13 protein-coding genes and 1 other RNA gene are annotated in these 16,492 nt (G+C 46.5%); 12 read left to right on the top strand and 2 right to left on the bottom strand.

What is annotated here, in order from left to right; translation table 11 throughout:
* Positions 1-369 precede the first annotated feature (369 nt).
* From glyQ to rnpB, 10 genes are all read left to right on the top strand, one after another.
* Complete coding sequence (gene glyQ, locus NSQ68_RS16875; RefSeq protein WP_023989480.1) at positions 370-1,257, top strand: glycine--tRNA ligase subunit alpha; 888 nt, start codon at positions 370-372, stop codon at positions 1,255-1,257.
* Entirely contained in the window at positions 1,250-3,325 is a 2,076-nt protein-coding gene (gene glyS / locus NSQ68_RS16870; RefSeq protein ID WP_342426596.1) for a glycine--tRNA ligase subunit beta, read from the top strand. The genes glyQ and glyS overlap by 8 nt, the downstream gene beginning before the upstream one ends.
* Positions 3,326-3,440: 115 nt before the next feature.
* Positions 3,441-3,917 carry a YaiI/YqxD family protein gene (locus NSQ68_RS16865; RefSeq protein ID WP_342426595.1) on the top strand — a complete coding sequence of 159 codons (477 nt, stop codon included), beginning with the start codon at positions 3,441-3,443 and terminating at the stop codon, positions 3,915-3,917.
* On the top strand, positions 3,910-5,784 hold the full coding sequence (gene dnaG / locus NSQ68_RS16860; protein ID WP_342426594.1) for a DNA primase: 1,875 nt from the start codon (positions 3,910-3,912) through the stop codon (positions 5,782-5,784). Before NSQ68_RS16865 ends, dnaG begins: the two co-directional genes overlap by 8 nt.
* A gap of 43 nt (positions 5,785-5,827) precedes the next feature.
* Positions 5,828-6,961: an RNA polymerase sigma factor RpoD gene (gene rpoD, locus NSQ68_RS16855; RefSeq protein WP_007431230.1), complete on the top strand. Its 1,134-nt coding sequence runs from the start codon at positions 5,828-5,830 to the stop codon at positions 6,959-6,961.
* Positions 6,962-7,050: 89 nt separating this feature from the next.
* Positions 7,051-7,890 carry a hypothetical protein gene (locus tag NSQ68_RS16850; RefSeq protein WP_342426593.1) on the top strand — a complete coding sequence of 280 codons (840 nt, stop codon included), beginning with the start codon at positions 7,051-7,053 and terminating at the stop codon, positions 7,888-7,890.
* Positions 7,887-8,648, top strand: coding sequence for a tRNA (adenine(22)-N(1))-methyltransferase TrmK (locus NSQ68_RS16845; RefSeq protein ID WP_342426592.1), 762 nt, complete (start codon positions 7,887-7,889; stop codon positions 8,646-8,648). Before NSQ68_RS16850 ends, NSQ68_RS16845 begins: the two co-directional genes overlap by 4 nt.
* On the top strand, positions 8,624-9,739 hold the full coding sequence (locus tag NSQ68_RS16840) for a Nif3-like dinuclear metal center hexameric protein (protein ID WP_342426591.1): 1,116 nt from the start codon (positions 8,624-8,626) through the stop codon (positions 9,737-9,739). Before NSQ68_RS16845 ends, NSQ68_RS16840 begins: the two co-directional genes overlap by 25 nt.
* 64 nt (positions 9,740-9,803) lie before the next feature.
* Positions 9,804-10,370, top strand: a complete 567-nt coding sequence (locus NSQ68_RS16835) for a flavin reductase family protein (protein ID WP_342426590.1) — start codon at positions 9,804-9,806, stop codon at positions 10,368-10,370.
* Positions 10,371-10,449: 79 nt separating this feature from the next.
* Positions 10,450-10,848: RNase P RNA component class A (gene rnpB / locus NSQ68_RS16830), an RNA gene on the top strand.
* Positions 10,849-11,306: 458 nt separating this feature from the next.
* On the opposite strand, the gene NSQ68_RS16825 is transcribed toward rnpB, so the two are convergent.
* Positions 11,307-12,527: a PLP-dependent aminotransferase family protein gene (locus NSQ68_RS16825; protein WP_342426589.1), complete on the bottom strand. Its 1,221-nt coding sequence runs from the start codon at positions 12,525-12,527 to the stop codon at positions 11,307-11,309.
* Positions 12,528-12,643: 116 nt separating this feature from the next.
* Between NSQ68_RS16825 and NSQ68_RS16820 the strand changes: the two genes are divergently transcribed.
* Together NSQ68_RS16820 and NSQ68_RS16815 are read left to right on the top strand one after the other, a co-directional pair.
* Positions 12,644-14,119 (top strand): PLP-dependent aminotransferase family protein, encoded by a 1,476-nt coding sequence (locus tag NSQ68_RS16820; RefSeq protein ID WP_307346959.1) that lies wholly within the window; start codon positions 12,644-12,646, stop codon positions 14,117-14,119.
* 88 nt (positions 14,120-14,207) lie between these two features.
* The gene (locus NSQ68_RS16815; protein WP_080658632.1) at positions 14,208-14,438 is read left to right on the top strand and encodes a hypothetical protein; all 231 of its coding nucleotides are present in this window, start codon (positions 14,208-14,210) and stop codon (positions 14,436-14,438) included.
* Between the two features lie 57 nt (positions 14,439-14,495).
* Here the strand turns inward: NSQ68_RS16815 and NSQ68_RS16810 are convergent, their stop codons facing one another.
* Positions 14,496-16,376, bottom strand: coding sequence for a S8 family peptidase (locus NSQ68_RS16810; protein WP_342426588.1), 1,881 nt, complete (start codon positions 16,374-16,376; stop codon positions 14,496-14,498).
* Positions 16,377-16,492 lie beyond the last annotated feature (116 nt).

The raw sequence follows: 16,492 nt of genomic DNA, 5'->3' as shown, positions 1-16,492 counted from the left end.
CGTGTAATATCCTACTATATATCTCCTTCGGGAGCAGATGCATTGAACGAGAAAGTAGCGGGATGTATTCTCTGTATTAGCGAGTTGGGGACGGTGTAAGCCCAGCGGGAATTCTTCGTGAACAGGCACTCGGGAGCGTCTGAATGGACACGGAAAAGAGGATTACGATCTGATTGGTGATATAGGATCGCAATCAAGTAGGGTGGAACCGCGGGAGTCAGCTCTCGTCCCTACGTCTGTACAGGCGTAGAGGCGGGGGCTTTTTGCTGTCTCTAGCAAGGCTTTTGGGATAAAATAGCCCTGTACATACGAGCTTAAATGAGAAGAAATCACCAACATTTGAGGGAATTGGAAAGGGAGCGTGTACCAATGAATTTTCAGCAGATGATTTTAACGCTGCAACAATTTTGGGCTGAACACAACTGTATTATTGTACAGCCGTATGACACGGAAAAAGGGGCAGGCACGATGAACCCGATGACGTATTTACGTTCGATCGGACCTGAGCCGTGGAATGTAGCTTATGTTGAACCTTCTCGTCGTCCGTCAGACGGACGTTATGGTGAGAACCCAAATCGCCTGTATCAGCATCATCAGTTTCAAGTAGTTTTGAAGCCTTCACCGGATAACATTCAGGAATTGTATTTGGAAAGTTTGAGTCGCTTAGGCATTAACCCTCTGGAGCACGATATTCGTTTCGTTGAAGACAACTGGGAAGCACCGACGCTGGGAGCGTGGGGTTTAGGTTGGGAAGTATGGCTGGACGGTATGGAAATTACCCAGTTCACCTATTTCCAGCAAGTGGGCGGTATTGATGCCAGTCCGGTTGCAGTAGAAATCACGTACGGTATGGAGCGTCTTGCTTCCTACATCCAGGACAAGGAGAATGTGTTCGATTTGGAGTGGGTCAACGGAATCACCTACGGAGATGTCTTCCACCAGCCTGAATTTGAGCATTCCAAGTATACGTTCGAAGTATCTGACGTCAAAATGCTCTTTACTCTTTTTAATATGTACGAAGAAGAGGCAAATAAAGCGATGGCGCAGCATCTTGTATTTCCAGCCTATGATTATGTGCTGAAATGTTCTCATGCGTTCAACTTGCTGGACGCTCGCGGAGCGATCAGTGTGACGGAACGGACTGGGTTTATTATACGAGTGCGTAATTTGGCGCGTCAGGTGGCTGCGACCTATCTGGAGGAGCGCGAGAAGCTGGGCTTCCCGCTGTTGAAGAAAGGAGGTGCGGCAAATGTCTAAAGATTTATTGTTTGAGATCGGGTTGGAAGAAGTCCCTGCACGTTTTATCCCGAATGCGATTCAGCAGTTGAAGCAGCGTATGACGGCATGGCTTGACAGCTCTCGTATTGCTTATGGTGCTGTAGAGGCTTATGCTACACCTCGCCGTTTGGCGGTACTTGTGAAGGAAGTAGCGGAGAAGCAAGAAGATATTAACGAAGAGGTTAAAGGTCCTTCCCGCAAAATCGCACTAGACGAAGCTGGTAACTGGAGTAAGGCTGCACTGGGCTTTGCTCGCAGCCAAGGTGTTGATCCTGAACAGTTTACGTTCAAGGAGCTTGGAGGCGTGGAATATATTTACGCAACTAAGAGCAGCATAGGTGTTCCAACGGCGGATGTGCTGTCCGAAGGTTTATTGCACATTTTACATGCCATGACATTCCCTAAATTTATGCGCTGGGCGAGTTATGACTTTAAATTTGTTCGTCCGATCCGCTGGTTGATTGCCTTGTTTGGTAACGATATTGTTAATTTGGAGATTGCCGGCGTGCAGTCAGGAAATGTGACAAGAGGGCATCGTTTCCTGGGACAGGATGCCGTAGTAGAAAGTCCAGCTGACTATGTTGAAGTGCTTCGCAAGCAGCATGTCATTGTGGACATTGAGGAACGTCAATCGCTTATTGTGAAGCAGATTGAAGCGCTGGCTGCCGAAAAAGATTGGACGATTGCGGTAAAAGATGATTTGCTGGAAGAAGTGCTGTATTTGGTGGAAACCCCAACAGTACTGTTCGGAGGTTTTGATCCTGCGTTCCTGAACATTCCGAAGGATGTACTCATTACTTCCATGCGTGAACATCAACGCTATTTCCCAGTGTTGGATCGCACAGGAGAGCTACTGCCATACTTTGTTACGGTACGTAACGGAGGAAGTCAATCGCTGGAAGTCATTGCTAAAGGGAATGAAAAAGTATTGCGCGCGCGGCTGTCTGATGCCAAATTCTTTTATGAAGAAGATCAGAAGCTGGAAATTAAAGATGCACTCTCCAAACTGGAAAGTATCGTTTTCCACGAAGAGCTGGGAACAGTTGGAGACAAAGTACGCCGGATCCGCCGTATTGCTGATGCTCTGGCAGAGAAGCTTCGCGTTTCTCCAGATACACAGGAATCGGTTAGTCGAGCAGCGGATATTTGTAAATTTGACCTGGTAACACAAATGGTATACGAGTTCCCGGAACTGCAAGGTGTGATGGGTGAGGACTATGCTCGTAAGGCTGGAGAGAAGGAAGAAGTGGCAAGAGCGGTGTTTGAGCATTACCAGCCGCGTTATGCAGGAGAAACGGTTCCTTCCACGAATGCTGGAGCGATTGTAAGTATCGCAGACAAGATAGATACTATTACAGGCTGCTTCTCCATCGGTATTATTCCAACAGGTTCACAGGACCCTTACGCGCTTCGTCGTCAGGCAGCAGGTATTGTGCAGATTTTGTTGGATCGTAAGCTTTCGGCTACGTTGTCTGATGTGTTCAATATCGCGCTTGATGTGCACGGCAACCTTGGAAATATGAAACGTTCCGCGGATGAAATACGTAAAGAATTACATGAGTTTTTTGGATTACGCGTGAAGAAACTATTGTCTGAGACACTTCGTTATGACGTTGTGGATGCAGTGCTTGCAGCTGGATATGACGATGTTGCTTCCGTTGTTAACCGCGGAGCTGCGCTAATGACTGCCGTACAAACAGGTGAGGTATTCAAAGCAACAGTTGAATCCTTTAATCGTGTAGGTAATCTGGCTGCTAAAGCAGTTCATAAGTCAGTTAATACAGATGAGTTTACGGAACAAGGCGAAAAAACGCTTTACGAAGCATGGTATAGCGCTTATGAATCTTACAGCGTAGCTTTACAGGAAGGTGATGCGACACGGGCGTTAGCGCTAGCTTCATCCATTACCCCTGCGGTAACGGCGTTCTTTGATTCCGTTATGGTTATGGCTGAGGATGACGCTGTTCGTAATAATCGTTTGGCATTGCTGGCTGTTATTGACTCAGAACTGAAGCGTTTTGCCGATTTTTCCAAGCTTGTAGTTTAAACGTCAGTTGTGGTAGTATGAACAACTTGAAAAAATGGGTATAAATATACGGAACGGTGTAAGAGCAATCTTGCAGCCGTTCCGTATTTTACTCGAATGCGGATGGGGGATGCTTATGGGGGGAACCGGAACTTTACTGGATGTGAGGATCGTTGTTGACGGGGACGCTTGTCCTGTTAAAAGTGAAATTGCGGAGATAGCTTCCCGTTTTCATATTGAGGTTATTATGGTATCTTCATATGATCATCTCATTCAGGGCAGCAAAGGTGTAAGCGTCGTTAAAGTAGACCGAAGCGACCAAAGTGCCGATCTCTATATTGCCAATCATATCCGCCGTGGAGATATTGTAACCACCAATGATTATGGTCTTGCTGCACTTGCCTTGGCAAAAGGTTGTGAAGTGATGTCTTTTCGCGGAGCTATGTATCGAAACGATTCGATAGATTTCATGCTTGACCGACGTCATACCTCTGCCAAAGAACGGAAAAAAGGACGTTATGGAAAAGGACCTAAACCGTTTTCATTAGAGGATCGTGAAGTTTTTCAACATAAACTGACAAAACTTTTACTTCGCTTGCAGGAGAATGAGTAGCGGTATCGAATTATATTTACGTGCTAAAGAGATGAAGGTGGTTAATATGAGTGCCGGACAAGGTAACATACCGGACGATATCATTGAGTCAGTTTTACAACATCATGATATTGTAGATACGGTAAGCAAGTACGTGCATTTGACCAAGCAGGGGAAATATATGAAAGGCCTCTGTCCTTTTCATTCCGAAAAAACCCCTTCATTCACCGTGACACCGGATCGTCAGATTTTTTACTGCTACGGCTGCGGCGCGGGAGGCAATGCCATCAAGTTTATGATGGAAATCGAAGGACTATCCTTTCCCGAAGCTGTCAGGACAATGGCAGAAGAAAGTCATATCCCGCTCGGCGAATGGCAGGGACGTGATTCATCGCATCAGCATCCTGAGTTGGACAGGCTGTTGCAAGCGTATGAGTTAACTTCTAAGATGTACCATTTTTTGCTTAAAAATACGGAGCACGGCAAACCAGCTATGGAATACTTGCGCTCACGAGGATTCAGTGACAAGATCATTGATCAATTTCAAATTGGCTATGCACCCAACCGATGGGATACGATCGTTCAGTTTCTGGAGAAGCGTTCTTTTGATCCTGTGGAGATGGAAAAGGGAGGGCTTATTTCTCCCCGGCATGAGGGTGATGGATATGTGGATCGATTCAGAGATCGTATCATGTTTCCCATTTGGAATCGCAACGGAAAAGTTATTGCCTTTGCAGGCCGTATACTTGGTGAGGGACAGCCGAAGTATTTGAATTCACCGGAGACCAAGCTATTCAACAAGAGCCGAACGCTGTACAATCTCCATCATGCTAAAACCTCAATTCGCAAGCTTCGCCAAAGTGTTCTTTTTGAAGGCTACGGTGATGTCATCTCGACATGGGAAGCTGGCGTACAAAATGGGGTGGCCGCCATGGGCACTGCTCTAACAGAGCACCATGCTACGATGTTAAAAGGACTGTGCGACGAGGTCATTATTTGTTATGATGGTGACCGGGCAGGGCAAGCTGCTGCGCTTAAAAATTTTCCGCTGTTGGAAAATGCGGGGCTTCACGTGAAAGTAGCGCTGGTCAGTGACGGTATGGACCCGGATGATTTTATCCGGCAATACGGCGGCGAACGATTCCAGCGCCAAATTATCGAAAGTGCTGTTTCAACGGTGAAATTTAAGCTTATATATCTGAAAAAAAACCATATACTGCAAGAGGAAGAAGGAAGAATCGCGTATTCCCGCGAAGCATTAAATGTCATTGCACCTCTGTCATCCCCGACCGAGCGGGAAGTGTATCTGCGCGAAGTGTCAGCCGAAGTCAAGGTGGATTTTGAAACCTTGAAGCAAGAATGCAATTTACTGCGTCAATCCCTGCAAAAAAAACAGAACTTTGGGGATAATAACGAAAATGGGTGGAATAATGGTAGGCATAAAAAAGGGCAGGTCTCCACACCTAATCTGTTGCCGGCTTATCATGTGGCTGAACGCAGGCTGCTTCACTGGATGATGCAGGATTTAGAAGCTGCAGAGTATGTAGAAAAGCATCTGGGCGACGCCTTTAATATTGAGGATCATGCAGCAATTGCTGCTTATCTATATGCCTATTACGCGCAAGGGAAGTTACCGGATACAAGCCGTTTTATTTCATCTTTGCAAGACGACCGACTGGAGAAGAACGTAAGTTCGATCATGATGATGGATGCTCCAGGCGTATGGGCACCGCACATTTTGGATGATTATATTCATCAAGTGCGAAAATTTCCATTGCAGGAGCAACTGGATTTGAAGAGGGAAGAAATGAGAGCCGCTGAGCGCTTAGGTGACTTTTTGCGCGCAGCACAAATTGCAAGTGAGATTATAGCCCTAGAGAGACAATGAACACACAGAGGTCGGATGTTTCTAGGGAGGAGGGAGTCGAAAGATGGCGAATGATCAGCATACTGAACTGGAGACGGAACTAACACTGGATCAGGTTAAAGATCAACTGATTGAGTTGGGTAAAAAAAGTTCTTCTCTGAACTACAAAGATATCATGGAAAAACTATCGCCGTTTGATCAGGACCCCGAGCAAATGGATGAGTTTTATGAGCAGCTGGGTGACTTGGGGATTGAGGTTGTGAATGACAACGACGAAGAAGTTACCAGATTGCGTCAAAATGACGACCCGGAAAACAATGATGGGGATGATTTTAATTTCGATGACGATCTGAGCCTGCCTCCCGGTATTAAAATTAATGACCCAGTCCGGATGTACTTGAAAGAAATCGGTCGTGTACCGTTGCTTTCTGCTGATGATGAGGTGGAGCTTGCCAAACGGATCAATAACGGCGATGAAGAAGCTAAGCGCCGGTTGGCAGAAGCGAACTTGCGTCTGGTTGTAAGTATTGCCAAACGTTATGTTGGTCGCGGAATGCTTTTCCTGGATCTGATTCAGGAAGGTAATATGGGTTTGATTAAGGCAGTAGAAAAATTTGATTACGAAAAAGGCTTTAAATTCAGTACGTATGCAACCTGGTGGATTCGTCAGGCCATTACGCGTGCAATAGCCGATCAGGCGAGAACGATCCGTATTCCGGTGCATATGGTGGAAACGATCAACAAGCTGATTCGCGTATCGCGTCAACTGTTGCAAGAGCTGGGGCGCGAACCTACGCCGGAGGAAGTGGCTGCCGAGATGGAGCTGAGCGTGGAAAAAGTACGGGAAATTATGAAAATTGCCCAAGAACCGGTTTCATTGGAAACACCAATTGGTGAAGAGGATGACTCACATCTGGGGGATTTCATTGAGGATCAAGAAGCGTTGGCGCCTGCAGATGCGGCTGCCTATGAACTTCTGAAGGAACAGCTCGAGGATGTACTGGATACGTTAACCGAACGGGAAGAGAATGTTTTGCGTCTCCGTTTTGGTCTGGACGACGGAAGAACCAGAACCCTTGAAGAAGTGGGTAAAGTGTTCGGTGTTACACGTGAACGTATTCGTCAGATTGAGGCCAAAGCGCTACGTAAGTTGCGCCATCCAAGCCGCAGTAAGCGACTGAAGGATTTCCTCGAATAGAAGCGTAACATTGCGGACCTTCTGCGGCTTGAAGCGCGCAGGAGGTCTTTTTTTATCTCATGGCAGCCTTTTGGTGGAGGGGAAGAAGCTTGGACCAGGAGAAAAAGCGGGCAATACTGTTACATGAAATTGAGCATTGGCGGCGAAGTCGGCTGCTCCCAGAGCAATATTGCGATTTTTTGTCTAACCTGTATCGGGAGGAAGAAGATCCGTCGCAGAGCCAGAACCGTAACAACACCGGGCTACTTACATATCTTAGACACGGGCATGGGATCGCCTGGCTTCTTGGTTTTGTCATTATTTCCTGCATTTGTTTGATCGGTTTTTATTTTACCGCTTTTCCGTTGGCAATGCAAATATTCTCGGCGAGTGCAGTTACAACGATTTGCTATGGAGTGGCTGCATTTTGGCGGTCTTCCGAAAAGAGTATGAGTGCGATGTTGGGCACTTTAGGCAGTGCGATTATGCTGGGTTCGGGTGTGTGGATCATTCAGCTTCATCAAGGTGAAGCTAAGGTTTGGTTTCTTTTGCTCGTAGGCCTATGCGGTGTGGTATGGTGTCTTGTCGGATTAACTTTGCGCAATAGCTTACTTCATTACTGTGGCATTGCTGGGCTGCTTTTAGTGTACGCGATCCTTATAGGCCGCTATTGGCCTACAGCAACTTTAGTGATGCTTGAGGCATTTTGGATTTTGCACGCAGTATTGTTGATCTGGTTAAGCTGGTGGGTACATCGCCGCTTTCCGCGTCTCGCTTTGGTTTATTTCGCTATAGGCATGACACTAGCATTCATGGCTGAAGCAGACACGATTATCCTGCGCCATCAAGCGGCGGGAGATGTGGTGTTTTACAGCATACTGAAGTTGGCATTTGTTGTTGGAATTTTATTTTGGACTCGAAAAAAATGGATTACGTGGGTGACGTCATGAAACTTTCTCAACGATTACAATATATTATGAAACAAATTCCTGCCGGGAGCAGACTTGCGGATATTGGCTCGGATCATGGACTACTCCCTGTGGCTGCAGTGCGTAGTGGCAGAGTACCGCAAGCTGTGGCGGGTGAAGTCAACGATGGCCCGTTGCGTGCGGCTCAAAAGCAGGTGGCCGAATCAGGCCTTACGGATCGCATTGCGGTTAGAAAGGGAGATGGCTTGGCTGTAATTAAGGCCAATGAGGTTGATGTTATTACGATAGCCGGGATGGGTGGTGCCTTGATCGCTTCCATTTTAGAGCAAGGGAAAGACAAGCTTGTTTCAGTGAAACAGCTTGTTCTACAGCCTAACGTAGGCGAGGATATTTTACGTCGTTGGCTCATCGAACATCAATGGGTACTGACAAGTGAACATATTATGGAAGAAGACGGAAAAATATATGAGATTCTTACGGCAGTACCTGATTCGGTAAGCTCACTGAAACAGGATGCGCTGTATCAACCATGGAAACTTCCCGATAGTTCGCTGGTACTGACACAGGATTTGTTGATGCAACTCGGACCACTATTGGTCAAAGCACCGAATGAAATCTTTTTTTATAAATGGAAATTGGAGATTCGCAAGCTTGAGGACGTGCTGGCACAAGTGGCACGATCAGATCAGGAATCCGCACAGCATAAGCGGGAGCAATTGCGTAAGCAAATTGAACAGCTAGAGGAGGTACTTGCATGTTTGCCAAAGGACAGACAGTAATTAGCTATATGGAGCAGCTGGCTCCGAAACACTTGGCAGTTCCGGACGATAGAATCGGGCTTCAGCTGGGTAGTCTGCAAAAGGAAATCAAAAGCATATTAGTAGCCCTGGATGTTAATGATGAGGTTGTCGAAGAGGCAATCCGCAGAAAAGCTGACCTCATTATTGCGCATCATGCGATTATATTCCGCCCACTTAAAGCTTTGAACACAGATCAGCCTGCGGGTAGATTGTATGAAAAGCTGATCAAGAATGATATTGCTGTCTACATCAGTCATACGAATCTGGATACGGCTGAGGACGGCATGAATGACTGGATGGCAGAAGCACTGGGTATTCAAAGTGAAGGTACGCTGGAGGATGTTCACACCGAGCAACTATTCAAGCTGGTCGTTTTTGTTCCCAAAACACATCATCAACGGGTACTGGATGCTGTACTGGGTGCTGGAGCTGGGCATATTGGCAACTACAGCCATTGCAGTTTTAACATTGATGGCTACGGAACTTTTGTGCCGGGTGAAGGCACACAGCCGTTTTTGGGTGAACCGGGCAAAATGGAGCGTAGCGAAGAGGTTCGTATTGAAACCATTGTACCGCAGGCTGTACGCAACAAAGTCATTCAAGCGATGCTGAAGGCTCACCCTTATGAAGAGGTGGCTTATGATCTGTATCACATGGATTTGCAGGGCCGTTCCTTTGGTTTGGGACGGGTGGGCAAGCTTAAGGAAGCTCACACGCTACGGGAGTTTGTCGATGTTGTGAAAAATGGCCTCAACGTTGAGCATGTACGTGTGGTGGGCGACTTGGACCGTATGATCAAAAAGGCAGCCGTGCTTGGGGGCTCAGGCAGCCGCTATGTGAATAAGTCGCTTTTCAAAGGTGCTGATGTATTGGTCACAGGGGATATTGACTACCATACGGCTCACGATGCCCTGATTGCGGGGATTGCTATTATTGACCCTGGACATAATGCTGAAAAGATTATGAAGCCTAAAACCGCAGAATGGATGCGCAAACGCTTGACAGAAGGTCGTTATTCAACGGAAGTACATGTATCTCAGGTGGAAACCGAGCCTTTTCAATTTTTGTAAAATCTCAACATCTATGAGAAAATGAAGATGCTCTATTATTTTTTTTTTCGTAGGGAGAGGTTCTATGCGGACGCTGATAGCTGATTCTGCAATTCATGCCTATCCAGGCATGGTCGCTGTTGTTACTTCCCGCTATGAGGGGGAAAATAATGTAATGGCCTCAGGCTGGCATACCTATATCGGATCATCACCGGGCATGTATGGCATTTCACTGAGGAAGGAAACATATTCTCACGGACTGATCGAGAAAAGCGGAGGCTTTGGTATTCAGTTTCTGCCTGCGCACAGATCGGAATGGATTCAGGCTGTAGGTACCTTTAGTGGTAAAGATGTAGATAAGTTTCAGCAGTTTGGCATTGCATATGAGGATGGAATTTCAGTTAATGTGCCTATATTGCTGGAGGCTTATCTTGCTTATGAGTGTAAAGTCGTGGATATTCATACCTATGGAGATCATGATTGGATCGTCGGTGAAATACAGCAGACCTACCGAGATGATGACCTGTTCCTAGATGAGGATGTTCCTGATTTTAGTAAGCTTTCTATCCCGCTATACGTGGGAAGGTCTGCTTATTATGTGGCGGATGATTCATTGCAGAGAAAGGTACATCCGTTTTATTTGGGCAAGTAAACAGAGATCTCTACGTTTTACAATATTTTCAGGGTTGTATCATGCGCGCGTTCCCTGTATACTATGTAATGTTGTTCGGAAAGTTTGACAGACAATCGCTGGCGGCGTAAGCCGCGAGAGGAAAGTCCGGGCTCCATAGGGCAGGATGCTGGATAACGTCCAGTCAGCGCGAGTTGAAGGATAGTGCCACAGAAATGGACCGCCGATGGCCGCTTGCGGCACAGGCAAGGATGGAACCGAGGTGTAAGAGACCCCGAGGAACGCTGGTGACTTCGTTCCTGGTAAACCCCATCTGGAGCAAGACCTAATGGGACACAGCTTCTTCGCGAAGCAGCCTTAGCCCGAGGCGTGTCTAGGTTGGTCGCTGGAGCTGAATAGCAATGTTCGGCCTAGATAGATGATTGTCGCTTGTAGTGGGAGGGTAGTTCCCGTCTGTACCACGAATAGCACAGAACCCGGCTTACGGAAAACTTTCCCCACTGCAACACCTTAAAATGTATGAATTTAACTTTTGTAAATGACCTTTTTGCATGAAAAACTTTTAATCCAAATGTATTTATTGAATTAAAAGGGTGTGCCATATTCCTGCGGGAATCATGGCACACCCTTTTTAACATACCGTATTTACGCAGCGTACGTGTATTTATAGGTCTATTTAATTTGTTAGATGTTTTCGAAGCAGAATAAAGCCCCCAACATGATATTGAGGGCTTTATTCTGTTTTTCCATCTTTCATTCCCTCTACCGTAAGAACGTGCGGGGATGAGGCACGTATCAGCGTAGCGGAGCATTTGAATCTGGAGAAGCGAAGCGCTCGCCTTTGCCCCCGGATTCCGACCTTTGTCGGAACTTATTTAATTAGGAATCCGGGGCAACAGCGATCGTAAGATCAAATGATTTGCGAAGCGGCCTCACTTACACGCCCTGCCAACTCTATCATCGTACGCTTTTTACCACACTTTCCTCTGTGTACATCTTCAGTGCTCGATCCAATCGATCAACGGCTTTAGGAAGCAGGGAAGGATCCGTATGCGTGAAGTTGATCCGCATGTGGTTACTGCCACTTAGGTCAGCATAGAAGACTTGTCCAGGCACAAATGCGACTCCTTCCTGAATTGCAAGTTGCAGCAACCGATCAGAACGGAAGCCCTCGGGTAGGGTAACCCACATAAACATACCGCCAAGTGCATCATTCCAGGTGATTCCTTCCCATTGGCGTTCTTTCATCAGCGACGTGAGACGTAGCATACGAGTATGGTACTCAGCGGACACAGTACGAATATGTCCGTCCAAGTCAAAAAAGTCCAATAACTCATTCAAAGCACGTTGATCAATACTGCTGGAGTGCAGATCGGCAGATTGTTTGGCATTGGCGACTTTAACGACAATCGCTTGATTAGCTACCAGCCAACCAGAGCGAACACCAGGAGCAACGGTTTTAGAGAATGTAGAAGTGTACATCACATGGCCGTCTCCACCTAGCTGTTGATCGATTGAGAAAAGGGATGGAAAGTTAAGGTTTTCATCAAATTTAAGACGTCCGTAAGGATCATCTTCAAAAATCAAAGTGCCGTATTTACGGCATAGTTCAACAACGCCTGTTCTGCGTTCCATACTCCAAACACTTCCTGCCGGGTTGGAGAAGGTGGGGATGACATACACGAATTTAGGCTGATGTTTTTTGATCTTGGCTTCAAGATCTTCTAATCGCATACCGTTAGAGTCTGTATCTACACTTACAATGTTGGCACCATAGGAATTAAATACCTGAAGAGCTGCCAAATAAGTAGGGGACTCCACCAAAACAGTATCCTGCGGATCGAGCAATACACGCGAAACCAGATCAATGGTCTGCTGTGAGCCCGTCGTCATGATGATGTTATCTCTGGTGACGGAGATGCCTTGGGATGACATGATTGCTGCAAGACGTTCCCGTAGAGGAATGTAGCCCTCGGTTAGGCCGTATTGAAGAGCGGTAGTACCGCCGAGGCGAAATACCTGCTCATAGGCTTTAGCAACAGCTTCGATGGGGAAAAAGGCATCGGCAGGAAGGCCGCCTGCCAGAGATAACACATCTGTTCCCTGTGTCAGCTTTAAAATGTCCCTTACCATGGACGAGCCCTGAGTACGAGCCATACCCGAAAATTTGTGTTCCAATCCAATCATCTCCTGTGTTCTATACTGTACTATGAAATTTGTTGTATTATATCGATAATGAAGTATAACAGTAAACGTCTAAATGTAACAGTTGATTTTTGGAGGGGACGGTTCCGATGCATATTGATCTCAGCCGCAATAGCAGTGTCAAATTATATTTACAGATTGCCAAAACATTAGCAGATCGCATCCAGTCTGGACTGTTGCCTCAGGGCACAAAGCTTCCCTCTGTCCGACATTTGTCCAGTTTGCTTGCGGTAAGTCCCGTAACTGTAAGCAAGGCGTATGCTGAGTTGGAGTCAATTAATCTGGTTACCTGTACACAGGGAAAAGGTTGCTATGTAGCAGAGCCTTCGGTAGCTGTTCAACGTGAGGGAACGCAGGATTTGTCATGGCAAATGTCGCTGATCGATTATTTGCCACGCGCACAGTTATGGAGAAACTTTAACCATAGCAGACAGGTCCCCTATTCTTTTCATATAGCAGCAATTCAACCGGAGCTTCTTCCTACACGCGAAATCATCGCTGATACTCAACGTCTATCCTCTGGAAATCCTGATGCAATGGCTGCATACGGTACTTTTGAAGGTGATTTAGCGCTGAGGGAAGTGTTTGTAGATCACCTGAACGAACGTGGCATATGCACTGTTGCAGAACAGCTGCTCGTGACCAGTGGTGCCCAACAGGGCATTGACCTAGTGGCACGTACTTTTGTTGGTTCTGGAGATGTTGTCTACATGGAGGCTCCTACATATACGGGGGCCATTGATGTGTTTACCAGTCGTGGTGCCAAAGTAATTATGATTCCGATGGATGAGCAGGGCATGCGGATCGATATCCTCACGCGACTTTGTGATACTCATCCCCCAAAATTGATCTACACGATACCCACCTTTCATAATCCTACCGGAGTAACTTTAACGACGGCCAGACGCACACAATTATTGGATCTAGCTCAAAGTTATCATTGCCTCATTGTTGAGGATGATCCATTTTCCGACCTCTACTATAAAACAAAGCCGCCACTCTCTATCAAGGCGCATGATCAGTCCGGACATGTGATATATATCAAAAGCTTTAGCAAAACCGTTGCTCCCGGCTGCCGTATAGCTTGTGTAGCGGCCACTGGCAGTGTAATGGATCGTTTGGTGGCTGCCAAGTCTACTACGGATTTGGGGAGCCCTCTATTAACGCAAAAAGCGCTATTGCCCTTTATCAGGAACCGTCTTGATCGACATCTTGTCGGGTTGCGGGAACAAATGCGGGATCGGTTGACAGTCGCATTGTATACGCTCCAGCGCTATGCTCCGCCAGAGGTTAGCTGGTATGCTCCCGAAGGCGGCTTAAATATGTGGATTAAGCTTCCTCCTAATGTTGATATTCCAGAATTGGAGCGGCTGGCTGACCGAGAAGGCGTTTCCTTTTTACCTGGTGCAGTGTGCTATGCAGGTGGTATGGACAGTAATCATATCCGTATTTCCTTTTCGTATGCGGACAAGGAAACACTTAAAACAGGTCTTCACAAACTGTGCCGTTTGTTGGGCGAACTGCTTGATCATTCGGTCATTGTTGAACGGAAGCCTATTTTATAAGGGATATTTGTATTAGGGGGTAAACATCCAAGCACAGCACATGCCTTCTTAATATGCTGTACTAATTCACCGAAAGGAGTTGCACATTATGAGTCATTGCCCTTACGACCCGATCGTGTGCCCGCCGATCCAATTTGTAAATCATCAATTTTTCCCACAAGTCGTGCCTGTGGTTCATCCGATTGAAATTGTTAATCAGACGCACATTGTACCTGTACCACATCACGTATTTCCGGTGAGTATAAAGGATCCTGGAGAACCTTGCTGTCATACTCGCAGTCATAGCAAGCGTCCTGTTCGCAGCAGTTCTAAGCGTTAATAAAGCCCAAAAAAGCAGCCATGGAGCAACATGGCTGCTTTTTTCCTATAAGGAATCTTACGTTTCCAATTTCTTTAAAATAGATTTTAACTTGTCACTTAAATGCTGTGGGTAGAATTGCAAAGGAACATATGGACGTTGTGCTGCTTTCAACGCTTTATACACATCAATTTGACCATACCCGAAATATTTGTCATGCCCTGGTGTGCCCAAGTCAATTACGCTGCTTCTCATTAAATCCATAACCTCTTTGTTGGTCAGATCGGGGTTAACGGATCGGATCAGGGCAGCAAGTGCTGATACATGGGGACTGGCCATTGATGTGCCCGACAGTGCAGCATATTGATTTCCTGGGTACGTACTGGCGATACTTGCACCTGGAGCCATGACATCTACATAATCTCCATAGTTAGAAAAGGATGCACGGTGCATAGAAGAATCTGTAGCGGAAACGGCAAACACTTCAGGATACGCTGCTGGATAGCCAGGCCGTTCCGTATTGTCATTGCCTGTGGCTGCAATTAATACGACATCTTTATCATAAGCGTATTTGATCGCATCATGCAAAAATTCAGCTTGTGCGTAATTGCCCAGACTCAAATTGATGACCTTGGCACCGTGATCAGCTGCCCAGATAATACCTTCTGCAACCGAGTAAGTCGTACCGGAGCCGGATTGGTCAAGTACCTTGATGGGCATGACTTTGTTGTACCATGTCATGCCAGCGACCCCCTCACCATTATTCACGAGGGCAGAAATGATGCCGGCGACGTGCGTTCCGTGACCGACGTCATCATAAGGCTTTTCAGACGGGTTTACCACGTTACGACCTGAAAGGATTTGACCTTTTAGGTCGGGGTGATCCAAATCTACTCCCGTATCTACGACAGCGACAATTACGTCCTTGCTGCCTTTGCTTAATTTCCAACCTCGGTTGGTTTCAGTTGCCGGCAGATTCCATTGATAGCGGGAAAAGAGCAAATCATTGGGAATAGAGTTGTCCGCTTTGATAGGTGTTTTCTCATTGGTTAGATACATATAGTGAGGTTCAGTATAAAGCGGGTTCCACTTTCTTGAAAAATATTGCTTTAGCTCCTTAAAGTTCATCTTATCCGAATGAAATACATAGGTATAACCAAGCTTGCGGCCTGGCGCACAGTGTAAATCTGCTGCAATTTCCTGCAGTTGTCGTGAATCAGGATTATGACGGAAGCGAACGACAATTTCGTTTTCGAAATAATGGCTTGCATTTTCGTTGTCGTGGCCCGTCTTGACAGTAATATCGTGCAATGTGTCGGGATGTACGGATTCGATTTTGTAGCTGCCTTCTTTTGGATAGGGAATCAAACGCAAATTTTTCCGCTGATGCTTCTCCACGTCACGCAATACTTGCTGACTGACCAGAGCAGCAACGCCGCATGTTCCGTCAGCCGATGGTTCTGCCATGACAAAATATTTACCGCCTTCAGCCTGAAATGCAGCAGATTCGTAGGATTTATTTTGCATGACGGAACGGCGAGCCGCAGCCAAGCTGCTTTTAATTTGAGGATGACTGAGCAGACGAGTTTGTGCTTTGCTGCCCGTATAGGTGTTCGTATTCCCGTCGCTTGTGTGAATCCACTGTAACGTATGAAGATGACTGTGCGATTGCTGTAGCGTGCGGGTAAACTGCTTTTTCTGATCAGCAGTTTTACCATCAAGTTCCCGCATCACGTATTGAATATCCTGCCTTGCATCCATGCGTGTGAGGGTATCCGTAGCGGACAGGTCCAAAGCCAACATTCCTTTTTTGAGCTGCTTCTCTTGCTGTGGCACCATCTTGGCCGTATATTCGGGCTGCGGTGTATGGCGGTGATCACGGGAAGGCAGCATCAGTGTGATGAGAAACACCCCGGCAGCTGCTCCTAGCAGGGGTTTTAACCATTTTCGCCGAGACATGGGACCGTCCTCCTTGAGTATTCATAAATTTATGGTTTAGCGTGAGGAGGTTGGCATGTTTTTATACCTTTCAATGCTTATTTGTGGTAGGATAAATACTGAAAATTACAGCTCTT

Origin of the sequence: Paenibacillus sp. FSL L8-0158, assembly GCF_038592965.1 — a bacterium.
In the GTDB taxonomy this organism is placed as follows: Bacteria; Bacillota; Bacilli; order Paenibacillales; family Paenibacillaceae; genus Paenibacillus; species Paenibacillus polymyxa_D.
This window is presented reverse-complemented; position numbering and strand designations above follow the sequence as displayed.